General features: G+C 73.0%; 14 protein-coding genes and 1 pseudogene. 8 read left to right on the top strand and 7 right to left on the bottom strand.

Going from position 1 to position 15,133, the window contains the following annotated elements; all coding sequences use genetic code 11:
• The first annotated feature begins 86 nt into the window (after nt 1–86).
• The 7 genes from ABT114_RS15060 to lgt all read left to right on the top strand — a co-directional run bounded on the left by ABT114_RS15060 (nt 87) and on the right by lgt (nt 5,860).
• The gene (locus ABT114_RS15060; protein ID WP_351142479.1) at nt 87–533 is read left to right on the top strand and encodes a DUF2752 domain-containing protein; all 447 of its coding nucleotides are present in this window, start codon (nt 87–89) and stop codon (nt 531–533) included.
• Nucleotides 534–647: 114 nt separating this feature from the next.
• Nucleotides 648–1,457: an indole-3-glycerol phosphate synthase TrpC gene (trpC, locus tag ABT114_RS15055; RefSeq protein WP_351142477.1), complete on the top strand. Its 810-nt coding sequence runs from the start codon at nt 648–650 to the stop codon at nt 1,455–1,457.
• 44 nt (nt 1,458–1,501) lie between these two features.
• Nucleotides 1,502–1,750: a tryptophan biosynthesis modulator TrpM gene (gene trpM / locus ABT114_RS15050; protein WP_351142475.1), complete on the top strand. Its 249-nt coding sequence runs from the start codon at nt 1,502–1,504 to the stop codon at nt 1,748–1,750.
• Between the two features lie 59 nt (nt 1,751–1,809).
• A complete protein-coding gene (gene trpB / locus ABT114_RS15045; protein ID WP_351142473.1) occupies nt 1,810–3,096 on the top strand; it encodes a tryptophan synthase subunit beta in 1,287 nt (428 codons plus the stop codon).
• Complete coding sequence (gene trpA, locus ABT114_RS15040; RefSeq protein WP_351142471.1) at nt 3,093–3,911, top strand: tryptophan synthase subunit alpha; 819 nt, start codon at nt 3,093–3,095, stop codon at nt 3,909–3,911. The genes trpB and trpA overlap by 4 nt, the downstream gene beginning before the upstream one ends.
• An 88-nt stretch (nt 3,912–3,999) precedes the next feature.
• Nucleotides 4,000–4,776, top strand: coding sequence for a DsbA family protein (locus ABT114_RS15035; RefSeq protein ID WP_351142469.1), 777 nt, complete (start codon nt 4,000–4,002; stop codon nt 4,774–4,776).
• A gap of 82 nt (nt 4,777–4,858) precedes the next feature.
• Nucleotides 4,859–5,860, top strand: a complete 1,002-nt coding sequence (lgt, locus tag ABT114_RS15030; RefSeq protein WP_351142467.1) for a prolipoprotein diacylglyceryl transferase — start codon at nt 4,859–4,861, stop codon at nt 5,858–5,860.
• Nucleotides 5,861–5,935: 75 nt separating this feature from the next.
• Here lgt and ABT114_RS15025 read toward each other — a convergent pair whose 3' ends face one another.
• The 7 genes and pseudogenes from ABT114_RS15025 to ABT114_RS14995 all read right to left on the bottom strand — a co-directional run.
• Nucleotides 5,936–6,766, bottom strand: a complete 831-nt coding sequence (locus tag ABT114_RS15025) for an HpcH/HpaI aldolase/citrate lyase family protein (RefSeq protein WP_351142465.1) — start codon at nt 6,764–6,766, stop codon at nt 5,936–5,938.
• Nucleotides 6,763–7,953, bottom strand: coding sequence for a CaiB/BaiF CoA transferase family protein (locus tag ABT114_RS15020; protein WP_351142463.1), 1,191 nt, complete (start codon nt 7,951–7,953; stop codon nt 6,763–6,765). The genes ABT114_RS15025 and ABT114_RS15020 overlap by 4 nt, the downstream gene beginning before the upstream one ends.
• On the bottom strand, nt 7,950–8,843 hold the full coding sequence (gene rbsK, locus ABT114_RS15015; protein ID WP_351142461.1) for a ribokinase: 894 nt from the start codon (nt 8,841–8,843) through the stop codon (nt 7,950–7,952). The genes ABT114_RS15020 and rbsK overlap by 4 nt, the downstream gene beginning before the upstream one ends.
• Complete coding sequence (locus tag ABT114_RS15010) at nt 8,840–10,213, bottom strand: ADP-ribosylglycohydrolase family protein (RefSeq protein WP_351142459.1); 1,374 nt, start codon at nt 10,211–10,213, stop codon at nt 8,840–8,842. The genes rbsK and ABT114_RS15010 overlap by 4 nt, the downstream gene beginning before the upstream one ends.
• Nucleotides 10,201–11,376 carry an ADP-ribosylglycohydrolase family protein gene (locus ABT114_RS15005; RefSeq protein ID WP_351142457.1) on the bottom strand — a complete coding sequence of 392 codons (1,176 nt, stop codon included), beginning with the start codon at nt 11,374–11,376 and terminating at the stop codon, nt 10,201–10,203. The genes ABT114_RS15010 and ABT114_RS15005 overlap by 13 nt, the downstream gene beginning before the upstream one ends.
• Before the next feature lie 8 nt (nt 11,377–11,384).
• Nucleotides 11,385–12,488 carry an ADP-ribosylglycohydrolase family protein gene (locus ABT114_RS15000; RefSeq protein WP_502988332.1) on the bottom strand — a complete coding sequence of 368 codons (1,104 nt, stop codon included), beginning with the start codon at nt 12,486–12,488 and terminating at the stop codon, nt 11,385–11,387.
• Between the two features lie 584 nt (nt 12,489–13,072).
• Nucleotides 13,073–14,098: pseudogene (locus ABT114_RS14995) on the bottom strand (ADP-ribosylglycohydrolase family protein); the annotation flags it as partial.
• Between the two features lie 270 nt (nt 14,099–14,368).
• Between ABT114_RS14995 and ABT114_RS14990 the strand changes: the two are divergent.
• On the top strand, nt 14,369–15,100 hold the full coding sequence (locus ABT114_RS14990) for a VIT1/CCC1 transporter family protein (RefSeq protein ID WP_351142453.1): 732 nt from the start codon (nt 14,369–14,371) through the stop codon (nt 15,098–15,100).
• Nucleotides 15,101–15,133 lie beyond the last annotated feature (33 nt).

Genomic DNA, 15,133 nt, shown 5'->3' with positions numbered 1-15,133 from the left:
CCACTGCGTACGACGTAGGGGGCGGATCCGGCGCCGATGGGCGCGGGTCCGCCCCTCACGCGCGTTCACGGCCCGCACCGGGCAGAATGCGAGGCGTGAACGCCGACAGCCAGGGGATGCGGAGCGCCCGTACGGGGATCGTCGCGGGCCGGCTGGCCGTGCCCGCCGGAGTCCTCGCGGCCGTCGTGGGCGCCTTCGCCTACGTCGGTGCGGTGGATCCCAACGAGCCCGGCCACTACCCCGTCTGCCCGCTCCTGCGCTACACCGGCGTCTACTGCCCCGGCTGCGGCGGCCTGCGCAGCGCCCACGCCTTCGTCCACGGCGACTTCCTGGCGGCGCTGCAGGACAACGCGGCGGCCGTGCTCGGCTATCTGGGTTTCGCCGTGGTGTGGACCGTCTGGGTGGTCCGTGCGGCGCGCGGACGACCGCTGCGGATCGACCTCGGGACGGCGCACCTGTGGACGCTGGGCGTGTTGCTGCTGGTTTTCACCGTGGTCCGGAACCTGCCGTTCGGCGGCGGGCTGCATCCGTGACGAGTCGGTGAATGTCCAGGTAGTGGGACCGGCGTCAACCGGATGTGAGGCCTACGCCTTCCTCCGGATACCATCGCAGTGACCGTGTCAACCGTCTGGAAGGGGGCCGCTCGCGTGAGTGTGCTCGACGAGATCATCGACGGAGTCCGTGCCGACCTCGCGGAGCGGCAGGCGCGCGTCAGCCTCGACGAGCTCAAGGAGCGCGCGGCCAAGGCGCGTCCCGCGAAGGACGGCGTGGCCGCGCTGCGTGGCGAAGGCGTCAAGGTGATCTGCGAGGTCAAGCGCTCCAGCCCCTCCAAGGGCGCGCTGGCCGCGATCGCCGACCCGGCGGCCCTCGCCGCGGACTACGAGGCGGGCGGCGCGGCCGTCATCTCCGTGCTGACCGAACAGCGCCGCTTCGGCGGCTCACTGGCGGACCTGGAAGCGGTCCGCGCGCGCGTGGACATCCCCGTGCTGCGCAAGGACTTCATCGTCACGGCGTACCAGCTGTGGGAGGCGCGGGCGTACGGCGCCGACCTCGCCCTGCTCATCGTCGCGGCCCTTGAGCAGCCGGCCCTGGAGTCCCTCATCGAGCGCGCCGAGTCCATCGGGCTCACGCCCCTGGTCGAGGTGCACGACGAGGAGGAGGCCGAGCGGGCGCTGGACGCGGGCGCGAAGATCATCGGCATCAACGCGCGCAACCTGAAGACGCTGGAGGTCGACCGCACGACGTTCGAGCGCGTCGCCCCCGAGCTCCCGGCCCACATCGTCAAGGTCGCCGAGTCCGGCGTCCGCGGGCCGCACGACCTCATCGCGTACGCCAACGCGGGCGCCGACGCGGTCCTGGTCGGCGAGTCCCTCGTCACCGGCCGTGACCCGAAGGCCGCGGTCTCCGATCTGGTGGCGGCGGGCGAGCACCCGGCGCTGCGGCACGGGCGAGAGTGATGTGATCGTCACCCGAACGGCCGTACTTCGGTAGAGTGACCCCGATGACGCTCACGATCACCATGACGACCGTGGACCGGTACGCCCGCCTCGCGCGCGGCTGCCGCCCGCGTGGCTGCCGCGCGCCCGCACGCCGGGTGCACGGCCGCCGGGTCCGCTATGTCATCGGTGACGAGCCCGGGCAGGTAAACGGACGTCGATGGCAGCGCCCCTTCGGGGGTACGGGGCAGTGCCCGAACACGCGGCTCCGCCGCGTCGGCGCGACCAACCACAGTCGGCCCGCAGCCGGCTGACAAAGCCCCGCCCCCACGGCGATCAGTGTCTGTCCACACACTCACCGTGAGGTTTCCGCATGCCCAGCGAGTTCTTCATTCCCGACCCGGCGGGTCAGGTTCCCAGCGCCGAGGGCTACTTCGGCGCGTTCGGCGGCAAGTTCATCCCGGAGGCGCTCGTCGCTGCCGTGGACGAGGTCGCCGTCGAGTACGACAAGGCGAAGGCCGATCCCGAGTTCGCGCGCGAGCTCGACGACCTGCTCGTCAACTACACCGGCCGGCCCAGCGCCCTCACCGAGGTGCCCCGGTTCGCCGAACACGCCGGTGGCGCCCGGGTGTTCCTCAAGCGCGAGGACCTGAACCACACCGGCTCCCACAAGATCAACAACGTGCTCGGCCAGGCCCTGCTCACCAAGCGCATGGGCAAGACCCGGGTCATCGCCGAGACCGGCGCAGGCCAGCACGGCGTCGCGACGGCGACGGCCTGTGCACTGTTCGGCCTCGAGTGCACCGTCTACATGGGCGAGATCGACACCGAGCGCCAGGCCCTCAACGTGGCCCGTATGCGCATGCTCGGTGCCGAGGTCGTCGCGGTGAAGTCCGGCAGCCGGACCCTGAAGGACGCCATCAACGAGGCCTTCCGGGACTGGGTCGCCAACGTCGACCACACCCACTACCTGTTCGGGACCGTCGCCGGGCCCCACCCCTTCCCGGCCATGGTCCGCGACTTCCACCGGGTCATCGGCGTCGAGGCCCGGCGCCAGCTCCTGGAGCGCGCGGGCCGGCTGCCCGACGCGGCCGTCGCCTGCGTGGGCGGCGGCTCCAACGCCATCGGGCTCTTCCACGCCTTCATCCCGGACGCGGGCGTCCGCCTCATCGGGTGCGAGCCCGCCGGGCACGGCGTCGAGACCGGCGAGCACGCGGCGACCCTGACCGCGGGCGAGCCCGGCATCCTGCACGGTTCGCGGTCCTACGTCCTCCAGGACGACGAGGGCCAGATCACCGAGCCGTACTCGATCTCGGCCGGACTGGACTACCCGGGTATCGGCCCCGAGCACTCCTACCTCAAGGACAGCGGTCGCGCCGAGTACCGCGCGGTCACCGACGACGCGGCCATGCAGGCCCTGCGTCTGCTGTCGCGGACCGAGGGCATCATTCCGGCCATCGAGAGCGCCCACGCCCTCGCCGGTGCCCTGGAGGTCGGCAGGGAGCTGGGCAAGGACGGGCTGATCGTGATCAACCTGTCCGGCCGCGGCGACAAGGACATGGACACGGCCGCGCGCTACTTCGGCCTGTACGACACCGACGCCAGCGTGGCCGCGGACGCCGATGCGGACGCCGCCGAGATCGAGGGGGACGCCAAGTGAGCGGCAACATCCAACTGCTGACCGACACCCTCGCCGCCGCCCGGGCCGAGGGCCGCTCCGCCCTCATCGCCTACCTTCCGGCCGGGTTCCCGACCGTGGACGGCGGCATCGAGGCGATCAAGGCCGTCTTCGACGGCGGCGCCGACATCGTCGAGGTGGGCCTGCCGCACAGCGACCCGGTCCTCGACGGTCCCGTCATCCAGACCGCCGACGACATCGCCCTGCGCGGCGGCGTCAGGATCGCCGACGTGATGCGGACGGTGCGCGAGGCGTACGAGGCGACCGGGAAGCCGGTCCTCGTGATGACGTACTGGAACCCGATCGACCGCTACGGCGTCGAGCGCTTCACCGCAGAGCTCGCCGAGGCGGGCGGCGCCGGGTGCATCCTGCCCGACCTGCCGGTGCAGGAGGCGGCGCTCTGGAGGGAGCACGCCGAGAAGCACGGCCTCGCGACGGTCTTCGTCGTGGCGCCCAGCAGCAAGGACGAGCGGCTCGCCGAGATCACCGCGGCGGGCAGCGGCTTCGTCTACGCCGCCTCGCTGATGGGCGTCACCGGCACCCGCGAGTCGGTGGGCACGCAGGCCCGGGACCTGGTCCAGCGCACCCGGGCCGCCGGCTCCGACCTGCCGGTCTGTGTCGGCCTCGGCGTCTCCAACGCCAGGCAGGCCGCCGAGGTGGCCGGCTTCGCCGACGGCGTGATCGTCGGCTCGGCCTTCGTCAAGCGCATGCTGGACGCTCCGGACGACGCGGCCGGCGTCGAGGCCGTCCGCGCGCTCGCGGGCGACCTGGCGAAGGGCGTGCGCGAACAGGTGTGACGTAAGGGACATTCCGTACGAGTCACTCGAACGGGTGGACCTGGGACCGGGGAGGCGCGCTGCGCCTCCCCGGTTCGTTTCTGCGGGTGTGAGCGAGAAGAACCGTGAGGGAAAACGGACCGCACGCGAGCGGCTGGCAGCCGAGCGTGACAAGCACAAGGCGGCGGAGAAACGCCGGCGGTCGCTGATCGTCGGCGCGAGTGTCGTCTGCGTACTGGGACTGGCGGCGGTGATCGGCGTCGTCGCCGCGAACGCCGGCAAGGACAGCGGCAGCGACAACGAGGGCCCGGTCGCGGCGCCCTCGGGAGCGCAGGGCAAGGACAGTCTCGCCATCCCGGTCGGTAAGGAGAGCGCCAAGTCGACGCTCACCATCTGGGAGGACTTCCGCTGCCCGGCCTGCAAGGCCTTCGAGGCGGCGTACCGCCCGACCATCCACGAGCTGACGGACGCCGGCCAGCTGAGGGTGGAGTACCACCTGGCCACGCTCATCGACGACAACCTGGGCGGCAGCGGCTCCCGCAACGCGGCCAACGCCGCGGCCTGCGCCCAGGACGCCGGCAAGTTCACCGCGTACCACGACGTGCTGTACGAGAACCAGCCCGAGGAAACCGACGACGCCTTCGCCAAGAACAGCAAGCTCATCGAGCTCGCGGGCAAGGTCGACGGCCTCGACACGCCCGCGTTCCGCACCTGCGTCAAGGACGGCACACACAACAGTTGGGTCGTGAAGTCCAACAAGGCCTTCCAGGCCGGCAACTTCGGCGGCACGCCGACCGTGTTGCTCGACGGCAAGAACATCTACCAGGACCGGACGATGACGCCCGCGAAGCTGAAGCGGATGGTGCAGGAGGCGGCCAAGGGGTGAGTGATTCTCACCTCCCTGTTATGGAGCCGTAGCCGGGCTGCCTGCCGTGGGCCCGGCCCGGCACGGTAGCGTCGACCCTGCCATGGAACTTGCCTACATTCCCAGCCCGTCGCGCGGGGTGCTGCACCTCGGTCCCATTCCGCTGCGCGGCTACGCGTTCTGCATCATCATCGGCGTCTTCGTAGCCGTCTGGCTCGGCAACAAGCGCTGGATCGCCCGAGGCGGACGGGCCGGCACAGTGGCCGACATCGCGGTCTGGGCCGTGCCCTTCGGCCTCGTCGGCGGCCGGCTCTACCACGTGATCACGGACTACGAGCTGTACTTCAGCGAGGGCCGCGACTGGGTGGACGCCTTCAAGGTCTGGGAGGGCGGCCTCGGCATCTGGGGCGCCATCGCGCTCGGTGCGGTGGGCGCGTGGATCGGCGCCCGTCGCCGCGGCATCCCGCTTCCCGCCTACGCCGACGCCATCGCCCCCGGCATCGCCCTCGCGCAGGCGATCGGCCGCTGGGGCAACTGGTTCAACCAGGAGCTGTACGGGCGGGCCACGGACCTGCCGTGGGCGCTGAAGATCACCTCGTCGACCGACGGCAGGGTCCCGGGCACCTACCACCCGACGTTCCTGTACGAGTCCCTGTGGTGCATCGGCGTCGCCTTCCTGGTCATGTGGGCCGACCGTCGCTTCAAGCTGGGCCACGGCCGGGCGTTCGCCCTGTACGTCGCCGCGTACTGCGTGGGCCGCGGCTGGATCGAGTACATGCGCGTCGACGACGCCCACCACATCCTGGGGCTCCGCCTGAACGACTGGACCGCGATGATCGTGTTCCTGCTCGCGGTGCTGTACATCGTGGTGTCGTCGAAGAAGCGGCCCGGCAGGGAAGCGGTCGTCGAACCCGGCGCGGACGCAGAGACTTCCGGCGACGAGGCCGACGCGGCCGACAAGGCTGACGAGGCCGACGGTGAGGCGGAGGCTTCCGGCGACCGGACCGACGGCGACACGGAGCCCGAGGCCAAGGACGCGACGGAGTCCGACACGGATGTCGCGGACATCAAGGACGAGGCCGAGTCGGCCGGCAAGAAGAGCTGACGGCCGACCGTACGACGACGAGGGCGCCCGGGCCGCACACACAAGCAGCCCGGGCGCCCTCGGCGCGTTCTGAGGTCAGCGACCGTGGGCCAGCGACAGCGTCCGCTGGGCCGCCGCCACCACCGCCGTGTCGATGAACGTCCCGTCCGGCAGCGCCTGCGCGCCCTGTTCGGTCGCCGCCGCCTTCACCACCGCCTCCGCCTGTTCGAGCTCCTCGTGGGTGGGGAGGTAGGCGCGTTCGATGACCGGGAGCTGGCGGGGGTGGATGGCCGCGCGGCCCAGGAAACCGAGGGTGCGGCCGTGGGCGCAGGTCGCGGCCAGGCCGTCCAGGTCCCGGATGTCCGGGTGCACCGACTGGGCCGGGGGCGGCAGGCCCGCCGCCCGCGCGGCGACGATCACCCGGGCGCGGGACCAGTCGAGGCCCGCGTCGCCCCGTACGCCCAGGTCGGCCCGTAGGTCCGCCTCGCCGAGCGAGATGCCGCGCAGGGCCGAGTGGGCGCGGGCGATCGCGTAGGCGTGTTCGATGCCCAGGCCTGTTTCCAGGAGGGCGTGCAGGGGCGTGGCCCCTCCGTCGGCGAGGGCCGTGCGTTCCGCGATGCCGGTGATCTGCTCGGGCGAGGTCACCTTCGGCAGCCGCAGCCCGGACAGGCCAGGGAGGCCCGCCACCGCTCGCAGGTCGGCCGGCGCGAGCGGGCCGTCCAAGGCGTTGACGCGGACGTGGACGGGGACCGGCTGCGGCTCGCGAAGGAGGTCGGCGGTGGCCGCGCGGGCGTACTCCTTGCGGTCCGGGGCGACCGCGTCCTCCAGGTCGACCACGACGACGTCGGCGCCGCAGACGAGGGCCTTGGCGACCACCTGTGGGCGGTCACCGGGGACGTACAGCCAGGTGAGGGGGGTCCCCGTCATACGGCGCCCTCCTCGCGCAGGGCCGCGAGGCGCGCCGGGGTCAGGCCCAGCTCGGTCAGGACCGCCTCCGTGTCCGCGCCGTGCGGACGGCCGGCCCAGCGGATCGCGCCGGGGGTCGAGGAGAGGCGGAAGAGGACGTTCTGCATGCGCAGGGGGCCCAGTTCGGGGTCGTCGACGGTGGTGATGGTGTCGAGGGCCGCGTACTGGGGGTCCGTCATCACGTCGCGCACGTCCTGGATCGGGGCGACCGCCGCCTCCGCCTTGTCGAAGGCCAGGAGGACCTCCTCCCGGGAGCGCTCGGCGATCCAGGAGCCGACCGCCTCGTCGAGGACGTCGGCGTGGCGGGCCCGGTCGGCACCCGTGGCGAACCACGGTTCGTCGATCAGGTCCGGGCGGCCGACCAGTCGCATCAGCCGTTCGGCGATCGACTGGGCGGAGGTGGACACGGCGACCCAGGAGCCGTCCGCCGTGCGGTAGGTGCCGCGCGGGGCGTTGTTCTGGGAGCGGTTGCCGGTGCGCGGCTGGACGTGGCCCAGCTGGTCGTACCAGAGGGGCTGCGGACCGAGGACCGTCAGGATCGGCTCGATGATCGCCATGTCGACGACCTGCCCCTCACCCGTGCGGTCCCGGGCGGCCAGCGCCGTCATCACGGCGTACGCCGTGGCCAGGCCCGCGATCGAGTCGGCCAGGCCGAACGGGGGCAGCGTCGGGGGTGCGTCCGGTTCGCCGGTGATCGCCGCGAAGCCGCTCATCGCCTCGGCGAGGGTGCCGAAGCCGGGGCGGTGCGCGTAGGGGCCGAACTGGCCGAAGCCGGTGACGCGGGTGAGGATCAGGCGGGGGTTGGCGGCGGACAGTTCCTCCCAGCCCAGGTCCCACTTCTCCAGCGTTCCGGGGCGGAAGTTCTCGATGATCACGTCGGTGGTGGCGGCGAGGCGCAGCAGGGTCGCGCGGCCGCCTCGCTTCGACAGGTCGAGGGTGATCGTGCGCTTGTTGCGGGCGAGCAGCTTCCACCACAGTCCCACGCCGTCCTTCGACGGACCGTGGCCCCGGGACGGGTCGGGCTTGGTCGGGTGCTCGACCTTGACGACCTCCGCACCGAAGTCGCCGAGCATGGTGGCGGCGAGGGGGCCGGCGAAGAGGGTCGCGAGGTCGAGGACGCGCAAGCCGGTCAGCGGGGCGTCGGTCATGAGCCGTACCGCGCCTCGATCTCGGAGCGGTACGGCATCGACGCCGACGCCCCTTCCCGCTGCACGGACAGCGCGGCCGCCGCGGCCGCCCACGCCAGTGCTTCCCGCACGGGCCGCTCCTCGACGAGTGCCACCGCGAGCGCGCCGACGAAGGTGTCGCCCGCTCCGGTCGAGTCCACGGCGGTCACCCGGGGCGCGGGGACGGTGAGCGGTTCGGCGCCCCGGGCCGCGTACAGGCTGCCTCCCGCGCCCAGGGTGACGACCACCTCCGGCACCTGGTCGAGCAGGGCGGCGGCCGCCTCGCGCGGGTCGGTGCGGCCGGTGAGGGCGGTGGCCTCGTGCTCGTTGGGGACCAACAGATCGGTGGCGGCGAGGAGTTCGGGCGGGAGCGGCTGGGCGGGGGCGGGCGTGAGGATCGTACGGATGCCGTGGGCGCGGGCGGCGCGCGCTCCCGCGACGACCGCCGGCATCGGGATCTCCAGCTGGAGCAGCAGGGCGTCGGCGGCGGCGATGAGGCCCTCGTCGCCGGGGGTGAGGTGGTCCACGGTGCCGTTCGCGCCGGGGACCACGACGATCGCGTTGCCGCCCTCGTCGTCCACGACGATGTGCGCGGTGCCGGAGGGGCCCTCGGTGGTGCGCAGAAGGTCGGTGTCGACGCCCGAGTGCTCCAGGGTGGAGCGCAGGCGGCTGCCGAAGGCGTCGTTGCCGACCGCGCCGATCATCGAGACGGTGGCGCCGGCCCGGGCGGCGGCGATCGCCTGGTTGGCGCCCTTGCCGCCGGGGATCGTACGGAACTCCCGTCCCGTCACGGTCTCCCCGCGCTGCGGGGCCTTCTCGACGTAGGCGACGAGGTCCATGTTCGTGCTGCCGAGCACGACGATGTGGGTCATGGGCGAGAAGCCTCCACATGGGTGAGGTGGGCCAGGGTGTCGAAGCCGATGCCGTCGAAGTCGGCGACGGAGGTGGAGAGGCGGTTCTTGAGGGGGGTCGTCCAGCGGTCGGGGAGGGCGGCGGGCGTGCCCGCGAGGAGGCCCGCGATGCTGCCGGCGGTCGCGCCGTTGGAGTCGGTGTCCCAACCGCCGGAGACGGCACGGCAGATGGAGCCGGTGAAGTCGCCGTTCGCGTGGGTGAGGGCGGCGGCGATGAGGGCCGTGTTGGGGATGGCGTGGACCCAGTGGTGGGTGGGGGAGTGGACGGCGTGGAGCTCGTCGACGACCGTGTCGAAGTCGTCGTGGGATTGGGCCAGTCGGATGGCGTGGGTGACCGCTCGGGCGAGGCGGGAGCGGGGCGGGACGACCGTCAGGCCCGTACGCAGGCAGTGGTGGATGTCGGGCCTGCTCGTACCGGTACCGACGGAGGCGTCGGCGATGACGGCCGCCGTGAACATCGCCGCGTACACGCCGTTGGCGGTGTGGGTGAGGGTGGCGTCGCGGTGGGCCTGCTCGGCGGCGGCACCGGGGTCGCCGGGATTGGTCCAGCCGTGGACGTCGGCGCGGATCAGGGCGCCGATCCATTCGCGGAAGGGGTTGCGGTGGCGGGCGGTGTGCGGGGGTTCGATGCCGGTGAGGAGGTTGCGGTAGGCGATGCGTTCGGCGGTGAAGGTGCGGCCGGCGGGGAGTTCGTCCAGCCAGAGGGCGGCCACGTCGTTCGTGGTGAAGCTTCTGCCATGGCGTTGCAGCAGGAGGAGGTTGAGGAGGGGGTAGTTCTGGTCGTCGTCCTCGGGCATGCCGTCGATGTTCTCGGCGAGGGAGGTGCGTGCCGAGCGGCGGTTCCAGGGGTGGGTGCGGAGGAGTTCCGCTGGGACGCCTCGCGCGGTGAACCAGGAGTTGAGGGGCCAGTTGCCGGTGGATCGGGCCAGTTGGCGGATGGCTTCGAGGGGGAGCTTTTCCACTGGCTTGCCCAGGAGGCAGCCGGCGGCTCGGCCCAGCCAGGCGGCTTCCAGGCGGGCCGGGTCGGGGGCTGGACGGGGGCGGGGTGCGGGCCAGGCTGTGCAGCCGGCCTTGATCTTCCCGAGGTCCGTCGGCTCGTCCTCTGTCAACTTGCCGGGCAGATCGGCCAGTTCGTCCAGCAGGTCCTTCGCCAGCATCCGCAGATAGCGCGACGCGGGAGTAGGTGACGCCCCCGCCCGCAGGGGTGCCTCCGGGCCGCCCGCCGCTCTCCATCGCGCCGCGATCGCCGACGGCTCACGTCCGTCCTGCGCAGCCTGGTGGAGTTCGTGGCCGAGGAGGTCCTCCGGCTGGACCCAGGTCAGTCGGAGCAACTCAGGCCTCCGATCTGGGTGAAGGCCGCCTCGTGGGCCCGGCGGCGGTGTACGTCCCGTCGGAAGATCTCCCGGGTCACCTCGGTGAGGGTGCGGGCCGGTTCCCAGAGGTCCAGGCGGCTGGCCTCGGCGACCGTCTTCGACCAGTCCTCCGGTACCGGTGCGCCCAGGGCCCCCGCCAGCGCGCCCGCCATCGTCGCGATCGAGTCGCAGTCGCGGCCGTAGTTCACCGAGCCGAGGACCGACCCCCGGTAGTCGCCGGCCGAGAGCAGCAACATGCCCAGGGCGACGGGGAGTTCCTCGATCGCGTGCAGACGGGACGGGCGGCGGGCGGCCAGGGAGGGGGAGCGGTAGTCGGGGCCCACGGTGTCGAACGGGGCCACCGCCTCCCGCAGCGGGACGAGCGCCGACTCGAAGTCCGGGTGGCGGGCGGCCGTCTCACAGACCGCCTCGATCGCCGCGCGTGTGCCGTCCTTCGCCAGGGAGAGGCAGGCGGAGACGACCGAGTCCGGTGTCGCTCCCGGTGCGCACGCCGCCGCCACGGCCGCCGCGAAGACGCCCGCCGCCTCACGGCCGTACGACGACTGGTGCGCGCCGGCGATGTCCAGCGCCTCGGCGTACGCGGCCGCCGGGTTGGCCGCGTTGACCAGGCCGACCGGGGCCATGTACATCGCCGCGCCGCAGTTGACGATGTTGCCGACGCCGGCCTCGCGAGGGTCGACATGACCGTAGTGGACTCTCGCCACCAGCCACTTCTCCGCCAGGAACACCCGATGCAGCGGCAGCGCCTCCGCCTCCAGCTCCGGGATCCACCGTGGGTTCGTCATCAGGTCCGGGACCAGGTGCTCGGCGATCGCGTACGCGTCCAGGTGGTCGCGGACCGTGGCGTAGACCCGGATCAGCGCGTGGGTCAGCAAGGTGTCGTCGGTGACGTGGCCGTCGCCCTTGTGGTAGGGGGCGATGGGGCGGGCGGTGCGCCAGGCGTCGCCGTTCCAGGGGCCGACGACGCCGTGGACGCGGCCGCCGTGGCGTTCGAGGATCTGGTCGGGGGAGTAGCCCTCGACGGGGCCGCCGAGGGCGTCGCCGACGGCGGCTCCGACGAGGGCTCCGGTGATCCGCTCGTCGAGGCTCGCCGCGTGGTTTTCTTCTCCTTTGGGCGTCATGCCCCGAATCATCCTCCTGGTGGGGCCGGTTGTGCGGCTTCCAGGAGTTCGGCGAGTTCCACCAGGTCCGTGCCGGTGAGGCGGGGCAGTACACAGCCGGAGAGGGTGCGGCAGGTGTCGCGCCAGGACGCGGGGATCGCCGCGCCGCCGCCCAGCGCGCCGGTCAGGGCGCCCGCCAGGGCCGGGGCCGAGTCCGCGACCCGGGACAGACAGGCCGCCGCGGGGACGGTCTCCGAGATCCGGCCGTGCGCCGCGACGGCCAGGGCCAGGGCGACCGGGACCGTCTCGGCGGCGGCGATGCCGTAGCTGTAGACGTGGTCGAGGATCTGGTGTTCGAGCAGGGGGATCAGGGCGAAGGCGCTCTCGGCGTCGTGCGCGAGCTTCAGCGCGTGACGGGCGTTGCGGCCGATCTCGGTCGCCTCGGGGAGTTCGGCCAGCGCGGCCGTCACGCAGGGCTCCACCCCCGCGCCGGCGAGCGCCAGAGCGAGGGCGGCAGCCATCGCCCTGGCGCCGTGCACACCGTCGCCGTCCTGGGTGTAGCGGGCGTCGAACTCGGCCAGTTCGGCGGCGAGTCGGGGGTCGCCCGGGTGGGCCACGGCGAGCACACAGGCCCGTACGCAGGCCGCGTCGTCGAAGTAGTGCGGGTTGTCGTGGCCCGTGGCGGGCGGGCGCAGACCGGTGGCGAGGTTGCCGAGACCGGCCCGGACGGAGATGCGGGCGCGCAGGGGGATGACCGCCGACTCGATCTCCGGGGCGCGTTCGGCCGCGGCCGCGACCTCGCTCGCCACGGCGTTCCAGGTCAGGTCGATCGCCGCCCGCGTCCGGCGCTCCCGGCTGAGGTCCCCGAGGACGCTGTCGTCCCCGGCGCGCAGCACGGCCTCGGCCGCGAACACCGCCCACTCGGCGTCGTCGGAGGGGCCGAGGCGCAGCGGCTCCGGGGGCTGGTTGAGGGCGATGGGGACGGGGAGCGTGGTCGTCGCGTTCTGCTCCGCGAAGGTGTCCAGCTCGCGGGTGAGCCGACGGGTCCACTCCGGCATACGGACCGCCCGGTGCCGGGCGGCGGGCCAGCCGGCGGCGTCACCGGCGGCGAGACCGAGAAGGAGGCCCTCGATACGGCGGGGGCGGGGGTCGAGGGCGGGGACGGCGGCTGCGGCCGGTGCGGTGCTCGCGGCGGCGGTGTGCGCGGGCGTGGCTCTCGGATCGGCGCCGCCGTCCCATGGGCCGGGCGGCGTCACGACCGGGCCTCCGCGTCGCCGTCTCCCGGCGCGGGCGCGAGGGTGCTCGAGTCCGGCGTTGGTGTGAGGGCGTACGGGGGCGGCGTAAGGGCGCTCGGGGCCGTACGGGTGCCCTGGGGCGCCGCAGGTGTGAGCGTGCTCGGGGCCGGTGTGAGGGTGCCCTGGGCCGCCGCCGGTGTGAGGGTGCTCGGGGCCGTACGGGTGCTCGGGGTAGCCGCCGGTGTGGGGGTGTTCGCGGCCGGTGTGAGGGTGCCCTGGGCCGCCGCCGGTGTGAGGGTGCCCTGGGCCGCCGCTGGTGTGAGGGTGCTCGGGGCCGGCGTCGGTCGCGTCTTGTGCCGTGCGGGGTCGTCGCCCGGTGCGGAGGCTCGGGTGCTGCGCTGTCTGCTCTCGCCTGGCGTGAGCCTGCTCGCGGCGGGATGCGGTGTCGGTCGCGTCTTGTGCCGTACGGGATCCTCTCCAGGTCTCGGACTCGCTGACCCCCACTTCCCGCCCTCCCCAGGCGTCAGCAGTTCCGCCACGTCCAGGATGTGGTGGCCGGCCATCGAGGGGAGGCAGCTGCCGCGGGCCGGGCCGATCGCCGCCCCCCACTCCGCGGGGATGGCGGACACGCCTTGGGTCGCGCCCGCCAGGGCGCCTGCCACCGCGGCCGTGGTGTCGGCGTCGCGGCCCATGTTCACCGCGGTCAGGACGGCGTCCCTGAACTCGCCGTCGGCCGCCGCGTACGCGCCGAAGGCGAGGGCCACCGCCTCGGGGGCCAGGTCGGTCCAGGGGTAGCCGCCGATGACGACGGCGGAGCGGACCGCGCGTTCGCCGCGGTGGGCCACGGCCACGGCGCGGCGCAGGGAGCGGGCTGTCCAGGAGTCGTCGGGGACGACGGCGAGGGCGGCGGCGACGACCGCGATCGTCGGGGCGCCCGCCATGGCAGCGGCGACCCCGGCCGCGACCGCCTGGCCGCCGTAGATGCCCTCGCCGTCGTGGCTGACCGAGCCGTCGATCGCCACCAGCCGGGCGGCCTCGGCGGGCCGGCCCGCGGCGAACACCCCGAAGGGCGCCGCGCGCATGGCCAGGCCGTCGCTCCAGGCGTGGCGGTGCTGGGCGGAGATGGGGGCGGCGAGGCCGCGGCGGAGGTTCTCCAGCGTGCCGCGCTCGCTGAATCCCGCGCCCCGGAACGGGCCCTCGTGCCGGTCGGCGATCCACTCGTGCCAGGCCGCCTCCACATGGGCCGGGGTGAGCGCGGAGCCGTGCCGGGCCAGCAGCAGGCCCGAGAAGATCGCGTACTCGGTGTCGTCCGTACCGGCGGGCTTCTCGGCGACGTAGCCCTTGATGCGGCCCCAGCGGGCGCGGATCTCGGACGGTTTCATGTTCTCGGCCGGTGCGCCGAGCGCGTCGCCGACGGCCAGGCCCAGCAGTGCGCCGCGGGCCCGCTCGCGGAGTTCGGCGGCGTTGCCGGGCGCCGGGACCGAGGGAATGCAGGCGATCGATGCCATACGGGGCCTCTCCTCCGGGGGCTCCGATCAGGGCGCGGAACCCTTTGCGGATGTGTCCCACCGGAGGGGTTCGGCAGAGCCTCGGGAGCCTCAGCGTCACCCGGTCGACATCTGTGCGCAGCTCTACACGGATGAGCGTACGACGGTAAAAGCGCAGGTTAGCCCAGCCTTTCCTTGCTGGCGGGCAGGAATGTCGCGACGTAATGTCGGTGTTGTCGAAGAGTAGAACCAATCCAAAATTAGCTTTGCCTAAGCTTCCTGGGGGTCCATATGGCCATCATCGACACCGAGGCGCCGCTGCACGAGGCGCACCGCGACAACCACACGCACCGGGATGTGAACGGCGGCTGGCTGCGCCCCGCGGTGTTCGGCGCGATGGATGGCCTGGTCTCGAATCTGGCGCTGATGACCGGTGTCGCGGGTGGAGCCGTGAGTCAGCACACCATCGTGCTGACCGGGCTCGCGGGCCTCGCCGCCGGCGCCTTCTCCATGGCGGCCGGCGAGTACACCTCCGTGGCCTCGCAGCGTGAGCTCGTCGAGGCCGAACTGGACGTGGAGCGGCGGGAACTGAAGAAGTACCCGCAGGACGAGCAGGCCGAGCTCGCGGCGCTCTACGCGGCGCGGGGCGTCGAGCCGGAGCTGGCCCGGGAAGTGGCCCGGCAGCTCTCGAGCGACCCCCAGCAGGCCCTGGAGATACACGCCCGCGAGGAACTCGGCATCGACCCCGGCGATCTGCCGTCGCCGCTGGTCGCCGCCGTGTCGAGCTTCGGCTCCTTCGCGCTGGGCGCACTGCTGCCCGTACTGCCGTATCTGCTCGGTGCCACCGTGCTGTGGCCGGCGGTGCTGCTCGCCCTCGTCGGGCTCTTCGCCTGCGGTGCCGTGGTGGCCAGGGTGACCGCGCGGACCTGGTGGTACAGCGGCCTGAGGCAGCTCGCGCTGGGCGGCGCGGCGGCCGGTGTGACGTACGTCCTGGGCAGTCTGTTCGGAACGGCCGTAGGATAGTTGGCACGGGACTTATGCGTTGGGCCGCATAAG

Source organism: Streptomyces sp. NPDC002088 (assembly GCF_040296605.1).
GTDB lineage: Bacteria > Actinomycetota > Actinomycetes > Streptomycetales > Streptomycetaceae > Streptomyces.
The sequence above is the reverse complement of the archived record's forward strand: the minus strand, read 5'-3'. Positions and strand labels throughout refer to the sequence as shown.